At 60.6% G+C, this 15,372-nt stretch carries 14 protein-coding genes and 1 riboswitch; of the genes, 9 read left to right on the plus strand and 5 right to left on the minus strand.

The window, feature by feature from the left end; all coding sequences use genetic code 11:
* Positions 1–367 precede the first annotated feature (367 nt).
* The 6 genes from fabV to ACB042_RS17325 all read left to right on the plus strand — a co-directional run bounded on the left by fabV (position 368) and on the right by ACB042_RS17325 (position 7,435).
* Positions 368–1,555, plus strand: a complete 1,188-nt coding sequence (fabV, locus tag ACB042_RS17300; RefSeq protein ID WP_371178796.1) for an enoyl-ACP reductase FabV — start codon at positions 368–370, stop codon at positions 1,553–1,555.
* Between the two features lie 92 nt (positions 1,556–1,647).
* Complete coding sequence (gene ftnA / locus ACB042_RS17305; RefSeq protein WP_005339225.1) at positions 1,648–2,172, plus strand: non-heme ferritin; 525 nt, start codon at positions 1,648–1,650, stop codon at positions 2,170–2,172.
* A gap of 150 nt (positions 2,173–2,322) precedes the next feature.
* Positions 2,323–3,507 carry an NAD(P)/FAD-dependent oxidoreductase gene (locus ACB042_RS17310; RefSeq protein WP_371178797.1) on the plus strand — a complete coding sequence of 395 codons (1,185 nt, stop codon included), beginning with the start codon at positions 2,323–2,325 and terminating at the stop codon, positions 3,505–3,507.
* An 81-nt stretch (positions 3,508–3,588) separates the two neighbouring features.
* Positions 3,589–5,262, plus strand: a complete 1,674-nt coding sequence (locus ACB042_RS17315) for a sensor histidine kinase (protein ID WP_047439828.1) — start codon at positions 3,589–3,591, stop codon at positions 5,260–5,262.
* 129 nt (positions 5,263–5,391) lie between these two features.
* On the plus strand, positions 5,392–6,135 hold the full coding sequence (locus ACB042_RS17320) for a LytR/AlgR family response regulator transcription factor (RefSeq protein WP_371178798.1): 744 nt from the start codon (positions 5,392–5,394) through the stop codon (positions 6,133–6,135).
* A gap of 109 nt (positions 6,136–6,244) precedes the next feature.
* On the plus strand, positions 6,245–7,435 hold the full coding sequence (locus ACB042_RS17325; protein ID WP_371167783.1) for an MFS transporter: 1,191 nt from the start codon (positions 6,245–6,247) through the stop codon (positions 7,433–7,435).
* A 73-nt stretch (positions 7,436–7,508) separates the two neighbouring features.
* On the opposite strand, the gene ACB042_RS17330 is transcribed toward ACB042_RS17325, so the two are convergent.
* The 4 genes from ACB042_RS17330 to ACB042_RS17345 all read right to left on the minus strand — a co-directional run bounded on the left by ACB042_RS17330 (position 7,509) and on the right by ACB042_RS17345 (position 10,436).
* Positions 7,509–8,633, minus strand: a complete 1,125-nt coding sequence (locus ACB042_RS17330) for a 5-(carboxyamino)imidazole ribonucleotide synthase (protein WP_371178799.1) — start codon at positions 8,631–8,633, stop codon at positions 7,509–7,511.
* Positions 8,630–9,139 (minus strand): 5-(carboxyamino)imidazole ribonucleotide mutase, encoded by a 510-nt coding sequence (gene purE / locus ACB042_RS17335; RefSeq protein WP_371178800.1) that lies wholly within the window; start codon positions 9,137–9,139, stop codon positions 8,630–8,632. Before purE ends, ACB042_RS17330 begins: the two co-directional genes overlap by 4 nt.
* Positions 9,140–9,202: 63 nt before the next feature.
* Positions 9,203–9,505 (minus strand): P-II family nitrogen regulator, encoded by a 303-nt coding sequence (locus ACB042_RS17340; protein WP_005321666.1) that lies wholly within the window; start codon positions 9,503–9,505, stop codon positions 9,203–9,205.
* Positions 9,506–9,509: 4 nt separating this feature from the next.
* Positions 9,510–10,436 (minus strand): sodium-dependent bicarbonate transport family permease, encoded by a 927-nt coding sequence (locus ACB042_RS17345; RefSeq protein ID WP_371178801.1) that lies wholly within the window; start codon positions 10,434–10,436, stop codon positions 9,510–9,512.
* Positions 10,437–10,545: 109 nt separating this feature from the next.
* Here ACB042_RS17345 and ACB042_RS17350 point away from each other — a divergent pair, with 109 nt between their 5' ends.
* The 3 genes from ACB042_RS17350 (at position 10,546) to murI (ending at position 14,476) form a co-directional block, all read left to right on the plus strand.
* Positions 10,546–11,448: a LysR family transcriptional regulator gene (locus tag ACB042_RS17350; protein ID WP_371178802.1), complete on the plus strand. Its 903-nt coding sequence runs from the start codon at positions 10,546–10,548 to the stop codon at positions 11,446–11,448.
* A gap of 35 nt (positions 11,449–11,483) precedes the next feature.
* Positions 11,484–11,662, plus strand: a riboswitch (cobalamin riboswitch).
* 51 nt (positions 11,663–11,713) lie between these two features.
* A complete protein-coding gene (locus tag ACB042_RS17355) occupies positions 11,714–13,564 on the plus strand; it encodes a TonB-dependent receptor domain-containing protein (protein ID WP_371178803.1) in 1,851 nt (616 codons plus the stop codon).
* Between the two features lie 108 nt (positions 13,565–13,672).
* Positions 13,673–14,476, plus strand: a complete 804-nt coding sequence (gene murI, locus ACB042_RS17360) for a glutamate racemase (RefSeq protein ID WP_144716018.1) — start codon at positions 13,673–13,675, stop codon at positions 14,474–14,476.
* Positions 14,477–14,483: 7 nt separating this feature from the next.
* On the opposite strand, the gene ACB042_RS17365 is transcribed toward murI, so the two are convergent.
* On the minus strand, positions 14,484–14,975 hold the full coding sequence (locus ACB042_RS17365; protein ID WP_033138874.1) for an RNA-binding protein: 492 nt from the start codon (positions 14,973–14,975) through the stop codon (positions 14,484–14,486).
* Positions 14,976–15,372: the final 397 nt, after the last annotated feature.

Raw genomic sequence — 15,372 nt, forward strand, 5'->3', positions numbered from 1 at the left:
CAGTTATTAACCACTATTTGCCTATAAATTAAACAATAGTTTGACGCCGGTCACACCCCTCGGCTTGCCGATCTGGGGGGAGAGGCATAGGATGGGCCCGTGCTTCGCAATGAACACAAAACAACAAAAAGCATCTGAATACCGCTTTGGGGAGCCACGTGCTCCCTTTTGTTTTTCTGCCTCAATTCCCGCGGCTTTTCTGACTGATAGCGATCCGGCATCAAGTTAATTTCCTTCGATTTGGTTATGCTGTAGCCAGTTTCTTTGGAGGCCTTCCCATGATCATTCATCCCCAGATTCAGCAGTGGTGTGGCTTTGCCCGCAACGGTCATCCTTCATATCGTCTTGATGTATTGGAGATTCATTCATGATCATTCATCCACAGATCCAAGGTTGTGTTGCCCGCAACTGTCACCCCATCGGCTGTCGCGCCGCCGTGCAGCAGCAGATCGAACGGATCAAGGCCGCTGGCCCGTTCAACGGCCCCAAGCGGGTGCTGGTGCTGGGGGCCTCCTCCGGTTTCGGGCTGGCGTCGCGCATTGCACTCGCCTTCGGGGCTGGTGCCGACACCATTGGTATCTCCTTCGAACGTGGCCCTTCCGACAAAGGATTGGGCAGCGCCGGTTGGTACAACAACATCTGGTTTCGCAAGGAGGCGGAGCAGGAGGGGCGTATCGCCATCAACCTGATCGGCGATGCCTTCTCCGACGGCATGCGCCAGCAGGCCATCGATACCATCCACCAGCAGCTGGGGCAGGTGGATCTGGTGATCTATTCGCTGGCTAGCGGTATCCGGGTGCTGCCCGATGGTACGCAAGTGCGCTCTGTGCTCAAGACTACAGGTCAGCCGTTCAGCGGCTGGGGGCTGGATCTGGAGCGCGATGCTCTGGTGCAGCAGTCGCTGGCGCCCGCCACGCCGGAGGAGATCCGCGATACCGTCACCGTGATGGGGGGCGAGGATTGGCTGCTCTGGATGCAGGCGTTGCAGCAGGCCGACTGTCTGGCCGCTGGTGCGCAGACCGTCGCTTACTCCTACATCGGCCCCGAATCGACCTATCCCCTCTATCGGGATGGCACCATCGGTTATGCCAAGGAGCATCTGCACGCCACCGCCGAGACCATCAACCTGCAACTGGCCGAGATTGGCGGCCATGCCTGGGTGTCGGTCTGCAAGGCGCTGGTAACCAAGGCGAGCGCCTATATTCCTGTGCTGCCGGTTTATCTGGGCCTGCTGATGGGGGTAATGAAGGAGCGCGGTGTGCACGAAGGCTGCATCGAGCAGATGCAGCGACTGTTTGCCGCCAAGATGTACGGGCCCAATGGGGTGGTGGCCGATGGTAACCGGCTGATCCGGATGGATGATCACGAGCTCGACCCGGCCATTCAGGCTGCCGTCTCGGCGCTCTGGCCCAAGGTGACGCCGGACAATTTCCACGGGCTGGGGGACTTTGCCGGGCTGCGGCAGGATTTCATGCAGCTCAATGGCTTCGAGCTGCCGGGCGTCGATTATGCAGCGCCGGTGGATGTCGCCTCCCTTGGCGAGCTGACCCCCTGAGCTGAAAGAAACGGGATCTCCCTCTCGTTGGCGGGTTGATTCGCGGCGGGAGTGTGGCGACAATCGATACCAAATCACTGAGGAGAAACAAGATGCTGGCCCAAGCCATGATCGAGAAGTTGAACGAGCAGATTAACCTGGAGTTCTACTCCTCCAATCTCTATCTGCAGATGAGCGCCTGGTGCGAAGACAAGGGCTTTGAAGGGGCGGCGACCTTCCTGCGCCAACACGCGGTCGAGGAGCGCCAGCACATGGAGCGTCTGTTCACCTATGTGAGCGAGACCGGCGCCATGCCAAAACTGGGTGCCATCGATGCCCCTCCCCACGAGTTCAAGTCGCTGGGCGACGTGTTCCGTACCACCCTGGAACACGAGTACCACATCACCAAGTGCATCAATGGTCTGGCTCACGTAGCCTTCACCACTCAGGACTACTCCACTTTCAACTTCCTGCAGTGGTATGTGGCCGAGCAGCATGAAGAGGAGAAGCTGTTCAAGAGCATCGTCGACCGTCTGGGTCTGGTGGGTGAAGATGGCAAAGGCCTCTACTTCATCGACAAGGAGCTGGCCGAACTGGCCAAGGGGGCCCCGGCCAGCATCATGGACAGCAACGCCTGATAGTCGTGGACACTTAGTGTTCAGCCAGTACAATAACGGCCCTTTTAAGGGCCGTTGTTTATTCTGGTTGGCAGCCACTATGGTTCTGTTCCGCCAGAGGCAATCACGGTTCTGGCCAGGTGCCGTTTCTATTTTGATAAGTGAGTGATGATGAAGCAGGTCGATGTGGTGGTGATCGGGGCCGGTGCGGCCGGATTGATGTGTGCGGCGCAGGCGGGCTACCGTGGCCGCTCCGTGCTGGTGCTCGACAACGCCAAGAAGCCGGGCCGCAAGATCCTCATCAGTGGCGGTGGCCGCTGCAACTTCACCAACCATCAGGCGGGCGCCCACGCCTACCTCTGCGCCAACCCTCACTTCAGCAAGTCGGCACTGGCCCGCTACACCCAGCAGGATTTCATCGATCTGGTAGACCGCCACGGGGTCAACTATCACGAGCGCACTCTGGGGCAGCTGTTCTGTCTCGAGAGTGCCAAGGATATCGTCGATGTGCTGCTCACCGAATGCGACTGGGCCGGTGTCACCCTGCAGTTCCAGACAGAGATCCTCACCGTCAGCAAACAGGACGAGGGCTTCGTGCTGGCTACCAGCAAGGGGGAGATCGGTTGTCACTCGCTGGTGGTGGCGACCGGCGGTCTCTCCATGCCCAAGCTGGGTGCTACCCCCTACGGCTTCAAGCTGGCGGAGCAGTTCGGTCTCAAGGTGCTGCCGACCCGTGCCGGTCTGGTGCCCTTTACCCTCCATCAGGCGGAGAAAGAGGCGTTTGCCGATCTGGCGGGCATCAGCCTGCCGGTGGCGGTGACCGCCGAGGATGGCACCCGCTTCAAGGAGGCGATGCTGTTCACCCATCGCGGCCTCTCCGGCCCCGTCATCCTGCAGATCTCCTCCTACTGGCACGCCGGCGAGAAGATCCACATCAACCTGCTGCCGGAGCTGGATATTCCGGCTGCCCTGCGCGAGTGGGCGCAGGCGCACCCGGCGCAGGAGCTGAAAACCGTGCTGGGGCGCGAGCTGCCCAAGCGCTTCGTCGACAAACTGGTGGAACTGGGCCTGCTGGTCAGCAAGCCGATGCGCCAGTACAACGAGCGTGAACTGGAAGCGGTGGCCAATCTGCTGGGTGACTGGCAGATCCTGCCCAACGGCACCGAGGGGTATCGCACCGCCGAAGTGACCCTGGGCGGCGTCGATACCAACGAGCTCTCCTCCAAGACCATGGAGACGCGCAAGGTGCCCGGCCTCTACTTCATCGGCGAAGTGGTGGACGTGACCGGCTGGCTCGGTGGCTACAACTTCCAGTGGGCCTGGTCTTCCGGCTGGGTGGCCGGTCAGTACTGTTGATGTCACAGGGGCTGGTTTATCCGGCCCCGATTTATTGGTCGGAGTTATGGTGATCGGTCGGGTTGCCGCAAGGGGGCGCAGATGCTTGAGAATCAGATGATGTTGTTGGCGGTGTTCGAGCGGGCGGCGCTGATGCTGATGACCCTCTTCTTCCTGACCCGCACCCGGCCGTTCCAGCGGCTGTTCCAGAAGCGGGATCACACCCCGGCCGAGCTGGTGCTGGTGGCCTCCATCTTCGGCCTGTTTGCGGTGTTCAGTACCTACACCGGCATTCCGGTTGAGGGGGCGCTGATCAACGTGCGGATCATTGCCATTATCTCCGGTGGCATCCTGTTCGGCCCCTGGGTCGGCATTCCGGCCGGGGTCATCTCCGGCCTGCACCGCTATCTCATCGACATGGATGGTCACACCTCCATCCCTTGCCTGATTGCCAGCATCATCGCCGGTCTGCTCGCCACCTGGTTGCACCTGCGCTGCCGCAAGTCGCGGCTCTGGCTCTACGGCATTCTGGCGGGGATGCTTTGCGAAGGGCTCACCATGCTGCTCATCTGGCTGCTGACCGAGCCCCACGAAGTCGGGGTGGAGATCGTTAACCATATCGCCTATCCGATGATCGCCGGGGCGCTCTGCATCGGCCTCATCATCAAGCTGGTGCAGGATCTGGATGACGAGAAGGAGCTGATTGCTGCCAAGCAGGCCAAGCTGGCGCTCGATATTGCCAACAAGACGCTGCCCTTCTTCCAGAACATCGATCGCCACTCCCTCAGTCAGGTGTGCGATGTGATCCGGCGCGACATCAGCGCCGATGCGGTGGCCATCACAGATACCCATGACGTGCTGGCTTATGTCGGGGTGGGCAAGGACTATTACGAGCTGGACGAGCACCACGCCATCAGCGGCATGACCCAGCAGGCGGTGCTGCTCGACCAGATCATCATCAACAACGATCTGCGCCAGTATCATCTCTCCGATTTCCACTCGGTCATCATTATTCCGCTGCGGGAAAACGGCGCGGTGAGCGGCACCCTCAAGATCTACTACCGCCGCACCCACAGCATCACCAGCTCCCTGCGGGAGATGGCGGTGGGCCTTTCCCAGCTCATCTCCACCCAGATGGAGGTGTCGCGCATCGAGCAACTCAAGGAGATGACCCGCAAGGCGGAGTTCACCGCCCTGCAGAGCAAGATCAATCCGCACTTCCTGTTCAACGCCCTCAACGCCATCTCATCCTTGATCCGCATTCGTCCCCAGCAGGCGCGCCAGCTCATTGCCAATCTGGCGGACTACCTGCGCTACAACCTCAACAAGGGGGATGAGCTTATCGACATTCAGGAGGAGCTGCAGCAGGTGCGCGACTACGTGGCCATCGAGCAGGCCCGCTTCGGCGACAAGCTGGAGGTGGTGTTCGAGGTGGACGATGTGCACATTCAGGTGCCGAGCCTGTTGTTGCAGCCGCTGGTGGAAAACGCCATCCTGCACGGCATCCAGCCCCGCAGCGCGCCGGGTCGGGTCACTATCGAGGTGAAACAGCTGGCGGGCGGCATCCGGGTATCGGTACGAGACACAGGTTACGGCATCAGTCAGGCGGTGATCGACGGGGTGGCCGCCGGTCGGGTGGAGAGCCGCAGCATCGGCCTGATGAACGTGCATCAGCGGGTCAAGCTGCTCTATGGTGACGGCCTGCACCTCAAGCGGCTGGAACCGGGTACTGAAGTGAGTTTCTATCTGCCGGATCAGGAGTCGATGCCATGCTGAGTGCCATCATGGTTGAGGATAAGTGTGTGCCGCGAGAGGTGTTGTCATGCTGAAAGCGATCATTGTGGAAGACGAATGTTTGATTCGTGAGGAGCTTGCTTCTCCTGTGCTCCTTCAGGGGGCAATGTCATGTTGAAAGCGATCATTGTGGAAGACGAGTATCTGGCTCGCGAGGAGTTGATCTATCTGGTGAATCAGCACAGCCAGATCGAGATAGTGGCGAGCTTTGAGGACGGGCTGGAGGCGTTCAAATACCTGCAGGATCACGAGGTGGATGTGGTGTTTCTGGATATCCAGATCCCCTCCATCGACGGCCTGCTGCTGGCCAAGAACCTGCACAAGTCGAGCCATCCGCCCCACATCGTCTTCGTCACCGCCTACAAGGAGTTTGCGGTGGAAGCGTTCGAGCTGGAGGCGTTCGACTACATCCTCAAGCCCTACAACGAGCCCCGCATCATCAATCTGCTGCAAAAGCTCGAGCATGCGGGCAAGTCGCAGCCAGCTTCCACGGGGGAGGCGAGCGGTGAGGGGAATAGCCCGCACAATCGCACCGTCAATCTGGTGAAGGGGGAGCGCATCATCGTCACCCCCTGCGAGCAGATCTACTACGCGGAAGCCGACGAGAAGCTCACCTATGTCTATACCCGCGATGACCGCTACGTGATGACCATGACCATCAGCGAGTTTGTCAGCCGGCTGCCTGCCGAGGGGTTCTTTCGCTGTCACCGCTCCTACTGCGTCAACATCAACAAGATCCGCGAAATCGTCCCCTGGTTCAACAGCACCTATCTCATCCGGCTCCATGATCTGCCGTTCGAGGTGCCGGTCAGTCGCAGCAACATCAAGGCGTTCCGTCAGCTGATGCGGCTCTGATTGTCATTCATTCCCGTCGATCTGCATTTCATGCCTTAATCGATCGGCGTGAGCTGCGTCTTGCCTATAGTGGCCTCAATTTCCTTAAGGCCATCGACCGAGACTCATCATGACCACAGAGATGAACCGCACCCGGTACCTGACACTGATCGGTACCATTATCACCCAGTTCGCACTGGGTTCCGTCTACACCTGGAGCCTGTTCAACGCCCAGCTCTCCGACAAGCTGGACGAGCCGGTGAGTCAGGTCGCTTTCGCTTTCGGCCTGCTCAGCCTGTCGCTGGCAGTCGCCTCCTCCATGGCGGGCAAGCTGCAGGAGCGGTTCGGGGTGCGTAACGTGACCCTGGGCGCTGGCGTGCTGCTCGGCATCGGCTTCTTCCTCACCGCCCACGCCAGCAATCTGGCGATGCTCTACCTCTGCGCGGGCATTCTGGTCGGTTTTGCCGACGGTACCGGTTACCTGATGACCCTCTCCAACTGCGTGAAGTGGTTCCCGGAGCGCAAGGGGCTGATCTCCGCCTGTTCCATCGGGGCCTATGGTCTCGGCAGTCTCGGTTTCAAATACATCAACCTGCTGCTGCTCTCCAGCTCCGGTCTTGAGACCACCTTCCAGCTGTGGGGGCTGATCGCCATGTCCATGGTGCTGGTGGGCGGCATGCTGATGAAGGATGCGCCCAAGCAGGCCGCTTCCGTGCAGCAGAGCGAGAGCCGTGACTTCACTCTGGCCGAGGCGATGCGCAAGCCGCAGTACTGGATGCTGGCGCTGATGTTCCTCACCGCCTGCATGAGCGGCCTCTACGTCATCGGCGTGGCCAAGGATATCGGCGAGAAGATGGTGGGTCTGCCTGCTGTCGTCGCTGCCAATGCCGTCGCCATCATTGCCATGGCCAACCTGGGTGGCCGTCTGGTGCTGGGTATCCTCTCCGACAAGATGTCCCGCATCCGGGTTATCACCATCGCCCAGCTGATTACCCTGGCGGGCATGGCGCTGCTGCTGTTTGTGCCGCTCAATGCCAACTTGTTCTTCGTGGCGGTGGCCTGTGTGGCCTTCAGTTTCGGCGGCACCATCACCGTCTACCCCTCGCTGGTGAGCGACTTCTTCGGTCTCAACAACCTGACCAAGAACTACGGCGTCATCTATCTGGGCTTTGGTCTGGGCAGCATCATCGGCTCCATCGTGGCCTCCCTGTTTGGCGGCTTTATGGCGACCTTCCACCTGATCCTGGTGTTGCTGGTGGTGGCGCTGGTGCTCTCCCTCACCATCCGCCTGCCGGCACCGGTAGCGGTGGAGCGGGCCTGATAAGCCTCCCTGCCATAGCAAGCAAAAACAGAGACCCGGGCCATGCCCGGGTCTTTGCATTTCCGATGGTCGATCAGCGTGGCGCTAGCCCCAGCAGCTGGCGGGCCTTGCAGCAGGTTTCCTCCACCGTTGACCAGTCGTCACCGGTCACCGTGATATGGCCCATCTTGCGGCCGGGGCGGGGTTCGCCTTTGCCATAGAGGTGCAGATGCAGGCCGGGCAGCGTCAGCAGGGCGGCCCAGTCTGGCGTGCCGTTTTGCCAGAGATCCCCCAGCAGGTTGATTAACAGGGCGGGGCGCACGGCGATCTGCTCCGGCAGCGGCAGATCGCACAGGGCCCGCACCTGCAACTCGAACTGGCTGCATGCGGCGTTGTCGAGGCTGGGGTGACCCGAGTTGTGGGGGCGGGGTGCCAGCTCGTTGACCAGCAGTCGCCCCTCCACCAGAAAGAACTCCACCGTCAGCACCCCGACGTAATTGAGGGCTGCTATCAGTCGCTCAGCGATCCCTTTGGCCTCGCGCTCCAGCGATGGCACGTTGGCCGGGGAGCGGGTCTGATCGAGGATGCCACCGCTGTGCCAGTTCTGCACCAGCGGCAGGGCGCTGATGGCGCCGCTCGGACTGCGGGCCAGGGTCAGGGCAAATTCCCCCTCCAGTGCCAGCCGTTTTTCCAGCACGCAGGGCACACCACTCGCTGCCAGCGCCGTCGCCAGCTCATCCAGGTCGCTCACCTGCCACTGTCCCTTGCCGTCGTACCCTTCGCGGGCCGTCTTGAGAATGGCGGGCAAGAGTTCGCTGGCCTGTGCGGGGATGGGTTCTTCCGGCAGTAGCGCCAGATAGGGGGCGATCGGGATGTTTGCTCCGCGCAGAAAGGCTTTCTCCTCGCGGCGATCCTGACAGATGCGCACCGCGCTGGCGGCCGGGCGTACCGGTTTTTGTTTTTCGAGCAGCGCGAGGGTGGTGGCGGGCACGTTCTCGAACTCGCAGCTGATGGCCTCGCAGCGGCTGGCCAGTTCGTGCAGGGCTACGGTGTCGTCATAGAGGGCGACAATATGGTGATCGGCGGCGGCACCGGCGATGCTGGCCGGATCGGGATCCAGTACCACCACCTTGTAGCCGAGGCGGTGGGCGGCCATCACAAAGTAGCGGCCAAGCTGGCCGCCCCCCAGCATGCCGAGGGTGGCGGGTGGCAGGATCATGTCGGCTCCTCCAGTTGCAGTGCCAGCACCCGATCTCGCTCGCGGGTGCGGAAGTCGTCGAGCTGCTGCCGGTAGCGGGGGGAGTCGCCGTCTTGTGCAACGGAGAGCAGAGAGACCGCAAACAGGGCGGCGTTGGCAGCCCCCGCCTCGCCGATGGCGAAGGTGGCGACCGGCACCCCCTTGGGCATCTGCACGATGGAGAGTAGCGAGTCCATTCCCTTGAGATGGCGTGATGGGATGGGTACCCCCAGCACCGGAAGAGTGGTCTTGGCGGCGACCATACCCGGCAGGTGAGCGGCGCCACCGGCCCCGGCGATGATGGCGCGCAGGCCGCGATCGCGGGCTGTGGCGGCATACTCGAACAGCAGATCCGGGGTGCGATGGGCCGAGACTACCTGCGCCTCGTAGGGCACGCCGTGCTCCTTGAGGATGCGGGCGGCGGCCTGCAGCACGGGCCAGTCGGAGTCGGAGCCCATTACCAGGCCGATCAGCGGAGGGGTGTTCATGTGTATTTGTTCCTTGCTGTTAAACGTTTGCTTTTGGTAAACAAAAAGAGCCGGCAAGCCGGCTCAGAATTTCTCGGGTCGCACGATTTCGACCGGTTGCAGAAAGGCGATCATGGCGTAGTCGGGGTAGTAGCGACTCTGCAGATGGGCCAGCAGCCGCTCCGCCTGCTCCCGGCTGCAGATCGCCTCCAGCCGGATGTTGCCGCTTTCGCTCCAGCTGGCGTTGCGCTCGCCATGATCGCCACGGCCGCGGGCATCTGTGATGGTGTAGCCGCGCAGCCCCTCGCGGGTGAGGGTGCGCAGCAGGGTCGGCTCCAGATTGGCTTCCGTGATGACGGTCAGCAGGGTGCGGGTCTCGGTCTGCATGTGGCTACTCCGTGAAGTGGCGGGCCCAGCTGTGGTAGAGCGGGATCCCCAGCATGATGTTGAACGGGAAGGTGACCCCCAGCACTGCGCTGAGGGACAGCCCCGGGTTGGCCTGAGGCACGGCGATACGCATGGTGGCTGGCACGGCAATATAGGAGGCGCTGGCCGCCAGGGTGGCCAGCAGGGTCAGGCCGCCGAGAGAGAGGCCCATCAGCTGGCCAGCTGCCAATCCCAGTCCCGCGGAAGCGAGCGGCATCAACAGGGCGAAGCCGAGCAGGAACAGGCCGTGGTGGCGCAGATCCTGACACTGACGGGCGACGATCAGGCCCATCTCCAGCAGGAACAGCGCCAGCGCACCCTTGAACAGGTCGACAAACAGCGGTTTGAGCGGAGCAATTCCATCCGGCCCGGCCAGATAGCCGATGGCCATGCCGCCCAGCAGCAGGGTGACCCCTTTGCCGAGGAAGGTCTCGTGGGACAGCATGCGCCAGCGGGTCTCGCGACTGATGCCGCGGGCCAGCACTATGCCCACCAGAATGGCGGGGATCTCCATCACCGCGAGGAAGATGGAGAGCTGGGATTCAAAGCTGATGCCCCGCTCGGTGAGCCAGTTCACCCCGACCGCAAAGGTGGCGACGCTGACCGAGCCGTAGTGGGCTGCGGTGGCAGCGGCATCGACCCGGTTCATCTTGAGGCGCAGCAAGGCAAAGCCGAGCAGGGTCTGCACCACGCCGAGCAGGATCACCAGCGCAAGTTGCGGCAGCAGGGGTTGCAGGGATTGTTGGGCCAGACCGACGCCGCCCTTGAGGCCGATGGCCAGTAGCAGAAAGAGAGAGAGGGTGTCGTAGAGGGCGGGCGGCAGCTTGAGCTCGGATCGCACCAGACCGGCCAGCAGACCAAACAGAAAGAAGAGTACAACAACGTCCAGCATGATGGTTCGCAGGGCAGTTCAGATAATGGTTGCATGCTAGAGCCCGCAATGTTTCGATAAAATCAGATTCTCGCTGATGGTTGTTCGGTAAAAACTGATAGGGAACGGCATGCTCAACTACAAACAGCTCTACTACTTCTGGCATGTGGCACGCAGCGGCAGCGTGACACAGGCCGCCGAACAGCTGCATCTCACGCCGCAGACCATCAGCGGTCAGGTTGCAGAGCTGGAGCAGTCCCTCGGGGTGGCGCTGTTCAACCGGGTGGGGCGGCGTTTGGTACTGACCGCCGCCGGGCGGCAGGCGCAGGAGCAGGCGGGGGCGATTTTTTCGCTCGGTGCCGAGCTGGAGCACACCCTGCGCCACGCCAGTCAGGAGCTGACCATGCAGGTGGGGATCGCCGATTCGGTACCCCGTACTCTGGCGTTCGAGCTGCTGGCTCCCGCCATGGCGCTGGTGACCCCGCTGCGGTTGGTGTGCCACGAAGAGCGGGCCGAGCAGCTGTTCAGCGAACTGGCCCGCCACAAGCTGGATATGGTGCTGATCGATCGTCCGCTCCCTCCCGACAGCGGCGTGCGTGGCTATAACCACGAGCTGGGGCGCAGCCCGCTGGCGCTGTTTGCCAGCCCGGAGTTGGCGGCGCGGGCGCGGGACGGCTTTCCCGCCTCGCTGGAGGGGCTGCCGTTGCTGATCCCCGGAGAGAAGTCTGCCACCCACGATCGGCTGCTGGAGTGGTATCGCCAGCAGGGCATTCATCCCCATCTGGTGGGGCAGTTTGATGACTCCACCCTGATGAAGTCGTTCGGCAAGGCGGGGATGGGGATCTTCCCGGCGCCGCTGGCGATGGCCGACGAGATTGGCCGCCTCTACGGGGTGGAGCGGATTGCGACCCTCACCGACGTCACACTCTCTTACTATCTGGTCTCGGCAGGGCGCCATCTCTCCCATCCCGGTGTACAAGCGGTAATGGAGGGGGCCCAGCAGCGGCTGGCGGCGCTGGTGGGCAACAAATAGAAATCTGGATGGCTATACATCCAGCTTGGCTCTGCCTATAATCCTCCCGCTTTGGCGCATCATGCTTAATAGGGAATCCGGTGAGAATCCGGAGCTGGCGCGCAGCGGTAAGGGGGAACGAAGCGACATCAGGGCACTGCCGTCAGGCGGGAAGCCGTCGCCGTAGGCTATCAGCCCCCGAGCCCGAAGACCTGCCAGAGTTCGTATTTCGGGCCGAGAGAAACCGGCCACGAAGTAGATACTTACGCGAACTTAAGGATCTCTCATGTCGAAGAAATTTCTGGCGGCTGCCCTGTTGCCGACGGCGGCGTTTGCCCAGCAGTTGACCATTCCCGTCAATCCCACCATGGTGGTGACCGCTACCCGTGTCGCCCAACCTGCCTCCAGCGTACTGGCCCCGGTCAATGTGGTGACCTGGGACGAGATCGATCGCCTGCAAGCCCAGACTGTGACCGATGTGGTCAAGACCCTGCCCGGTGTGGAAGTGGTCAGCAATGGTGGCCGAGGCCAGCTCAGCTCGCTGCGGGTGCGTGGTGGCACCTCCTCCCAGACGCTGGTGCTGGTGGATGGGGTACGCAGTGCCTCCCTGACCGCCGGGATGACCGAACTGAACAACCTGCCACTCAATCAGGTCGAGCGGATCGAGTATATCCGCGGCCCGCGCGCCACCATCTACGGCTCCGACGCCATCGGTGGGGTGATCAACATCATTACCCGTCCAGACAAGGGGATTAATCAGCACAAGTTCAATATCGGTGCTGGTTCCCATCAACAGCGTCAGGCCGCTTTCAGTAGTGCCAGCCAGGTAGGTGAGGCGGGTCAGCTCAAGGTGGCTGGCGGTTTTGATGATGAAGAGGGTTACAACGTACACCCCTTGCCCGGCATCAACGATGGTGACCGTCACGGGCATCGGGGCTACAACGCCATGCTGGACTACCAGCAGGCCCTCGGCAGCAATTGGGATCTGTTCGGTACAACCCGCTGGTTCCGCAATGTGGCCCAGTATGCGGGGTCTGACGCAAACTATGCGCCGCATCGAGCCGAAACGTGGACTGAAAACCAGAGCTATCAGCTGGGGTCGCGCTATCACGATGATCGCTATCTGAGTGAGTTGCGTGGCGCCTTCTCCAGACAGGATGCGTACGACTATCTCGACAATAGCGGCCGCGATCAGGCCAATAACCGGACCTACACCCGCCAGTACAGCCTGAACTGGGTCAACAGCTTGAAATTGAACGAGAGCTGGACGCTGGGAGGCGGGGCCGATTGGCAGAGTGATCGACTGAATGATCGCTCCCGCTCCTCTGGCTCCATGTATCCGGTCGACGCCAAAGAGCGCGACAACACCGGCCTCTATGCCCTGGCCCAGTTCGACAACCAGACATGGCAGGGTGAGCTGAGCGGCCGCAGTGATGACAACGAGCAGTTTGGTCGTCACAACACCTGGCAAACCGGCGCAGGCTGGCGTTTTGTCGAGGATTACCGCCTGAGTGCCCGCTACGGCACCGGTTTCCGCGCCCCCTCCTTTAATGACCTGTACTATCCGGGCTCTGGCAATCCCAACCTGAAGCCGGAAGAGTCGAAGAGCAGCGAGCTGATGCTGGATGGTCAAACTGCGGGTGTCGAGTGGCGGGCCACCGGTTATCGCAACGACTTCGAACAGATGATCCAGTGGGCACCCAACAGTCAGGGTATGTGGACACCACAAAACGTTGGCAAGGCGCGCATTGAAGGGATCGAGCTGGAAGGGGAGTTCGACACTGGCTGGTTGAGTCATAGAGTCTCTGCCGAATACAAGGATCCCAAAGACAAGGTAACCGACAAGCAGTTGCAGCTGATCTCCCGCAAAGGGGCCAAGTGGGTGACTCAGGCGCAGTGGCAACAGTTTGATGGTTCATTGAGCTGGATCTATCAGGGTGAGCGCTATGGCGATGTAGCCAACACCACAACACTTGGTGGCTACAGCGTGTGGAATCTGGCCGTTGGCTACAAGGTAACTCCGGCGCTCAAGGTATCTGGCAAGATCAACAACCTGCTGGATAAGGAGTATCAGACTGCGGTGGGTTATCCTGCCGATGAGCGTGCTTACTACGTGACGATGGATTACTCACTCTAAGCCGGACCCGGCCAAGCGGAAAAATCAGGGGCCCTGCCATTGGCAGGGCCTTTTCTATTGGCGGCAGGCGGGAGTATGATCGCCGCCTTGCACCAAAGGGGAGCTCAAGTGGCCAATATTCTCGTGTTTGATTCCGGTATGGGTGGCCTGACCATCTACCGCGAGATCCGTCGCGTTCTGCCGGCATACAACTATTTCTACTGCTTCGACAACGCCAACTTCCCCTATGGTGAATTGAGTGAGCCCGCCCTGATTGCTGCCTGCACACGTTTGGTTACCACCATGGTGGCCCGTCATCAGATCGATCTGGTGGTGATTGCCTGCAACACGGCCAGCACCATAGCGCTGCCGGCCCTGCGCGAGGCGCTGGATATTCCCGTGGTGGGGGTGGTGCCAGCCATCAAGCCCGCCGCCGCGCAGACTCGCAACGGTTGTATTGGTCTGCTGGCCACACCGGGAACCGTCAGCCGCGACTATACCCACGAACTGATCGCCCAGTTTGCCCCCGGCAAGCGGGTGCTGCTCAAGGGCACCACCGAGCTGGTCATAGAAGCCGAACACAAGCTGGCGGGCCTGCCGGTCAATATGGCGCTGCTGCGCGAGGTATTGGTCGACTGGCTGGAAGGGGAAGAGCAGCCGGATACGCTGGTGCTTGGTTGCACTCACTTCCCGCTACTCAATGAAGAGATTGGGCAACTGATGCCGCAATGCCAGCTTATTGACTCGGGCAGTGCCGTTGCCAAACGGGTGGCCTGGTTGCTGAGCAATGGCGGGCACGCCGCCGTGCAGCCTGTACATATAGAAGAGGTGATTGCCAGGGCTTACTGTACCCGGCTGGATGGGGAGGCCCAAAAACTGACAGCCCCCTTGCAAGCATGGGGGCTGTCATCACTGGAAGAGGTGAGGTACTGACGAGCGGTTAGACGTCAGCTTCGCTACCTTCCCTTTCCTCTTTATCACGTTTGTCATTCGCTTCACGTACCTTGAGGGTGCGCTGCTGGTACTCTTTATCATTCAAAGCGGCAATCGCCTTGGCGGCATCGGCGGCGGGCATCTCCACGAAACCGAAACCTCTGCGCTTGCCGGTTGCCTTGTCCTTCATCAACCGTACGGAAATGACCTGGCCCTGTTCGGCAAACAATTCGCGCACTGCAATCTCATTGGCGCGATAGGGCAGGTTGCCTACATATAAGGTGCAAGTCTCCTGATTGGCGATCGACTCGGCGACATTAGCCGGGGTTCGCTTCAGGAACAGCGGTACCACGAAACCGCCAATGGCCAGACCTGCTGCAAAAATCACTTCCGCTTTCAAAGAGAACTGCAGGGCCTGGGCAACCAGGTAGCCAACCACTGCCAATACCAGAGCAAGGATTGCGGCCTGCATATATACGGGAAACTTGGATAAATTCATCTTAAAAGACCTTTTGTAAATGAAAGCAAAAAAGGTGCAACACTATATTCACCTCCATGGTAACCAGCTTTCCTGATTGGCGCTACCATGGACCACTCGGGAGAGGTTATCGGCTCCAGTATGGCATTCCCAAGGTCACTGAAGGCGACATAAATGACGCTAAAATGGGAGTGAAATAACCGGATTGTGGATAACATTGTATATATACACTGAATAAGCTGTTTCTAATTGAATAATTTGAAATTTTCGTGATTTTCTTCAAAAAAAGTCTTGTCATCGCAGCGCCGCTCCCTATAATGCGCCCCTACCAGCACGGCGGAACACGCCAAACTGATGAGCCAGCTTCCTAGCGAAGTGGGCGCCGAAAGAAAAGCGAAAACAATCGCTTGACTTTCGA

Source organism: Aeromonas sp. S13(2024) (assembly GCF_041402405.1).
In the GTDB taxonomy this organism is placed as follows: domain Bacteria; phylum Pseudomonadota; class Gammaproteobacteria; order Enterobacterales; family Aeromonadaceae; genus Aeromonas; species Aeromonas veronii.

Excerpts from the sequence above, each read along its gene's own strand:
- ACB042_RS17320 (WP_371178798.1), top strand. The coding sequence starts at position 5,392 with ATGTTGAAAGCGATCATTGTGGAAGACGAGTATCTGGCTCGCGAGGAG.
- ACB042_RS17340 (WP_005321666.1), bottom strand. The coding sequence starts at position 9,505 with ATGCAGACCGAGACCCGCACCCTGCTGACCGTCATCACGGAAGCCAAT.
- fabV (WP_371178796.1), top strand. The coding sequence starts at position 368 with ATGATCATTCATCCACAGATCCAAGGTTGTGTTGCCCGCAACTGTCAC.
- ftnA (WP_005339225.1), top strand. The coding sequence starts at position 1,648 with ATGCTGGCCCAAGCCATGATCGAGAAGTTGAACGAGCAGATTAACCTG.
- ACB042_RS17330 (WP_371178799.1), bottom strand. The coding sequence starts at position 8,633 with ATGATCCTGCCACCCGCCACCCTCGGCATGCTGGGGGGCGGCCAGCTT.
- ACB042_RS17355 (WP_371178803.1), top strand. The coding sequence starts at position 11,714 with ATGTCGAAGAAATTTCTGGCGGCTGCCCTGTTGCCGACGGCGGCGTTT.
- ACB042_RS17325 (WP_371167783.1), top strand. The coding sequence starts at position 6,245 with ATGACCACAGAGATGAACCGCACCCGGTACCTGACACTGATCGGTACC.
- ACB042_RS17365 (WP_033138874.1), bottom strand. The coding sequence starts at position 14,975 with ATGAATTTATCCAAGTTTCCCGTATATATGCAGGCCGCAATCCTTGCT.
- ACB042_RS17350 (WP_371178802.1), top strand. The coding sequence starts at position 10,546 with ATGCTCAACTACAAACAGCTCTACTACTTCTGGCATGTGGCACGCAGC.
- purE (WP_371178800.1), bottom strand. The coding sequence starts at position 9,139 with ATGAACACCCCTCCGCTGATCGGCCTGGTAATGGGCTCCGACTCCGAC.
- ACB042_RS17310 (WP_371178797.1), top strand. The coding sequence starts at position 2,323 with ATGAAGCAGGTCGATGTGGTGGTGATCGGGGCCGGTGCGGCCGGATTG.
- ACB042_RS17315 (WP_047439828.1), top strand. The coding sequence starts at position 3,589 with ATGCTTGAGAATCAGATGATGTTGTTGGCGGTGTTCGAGCGGGCGGCG.
- ACB042_RS17345 (WP_371178801.1), bottom strand. The coding sequence starts at position 10,436 with ATGCTGGACGTTGTTGTACTCTTCTTTCTGTTTGGTCTGCTGGCCGGT.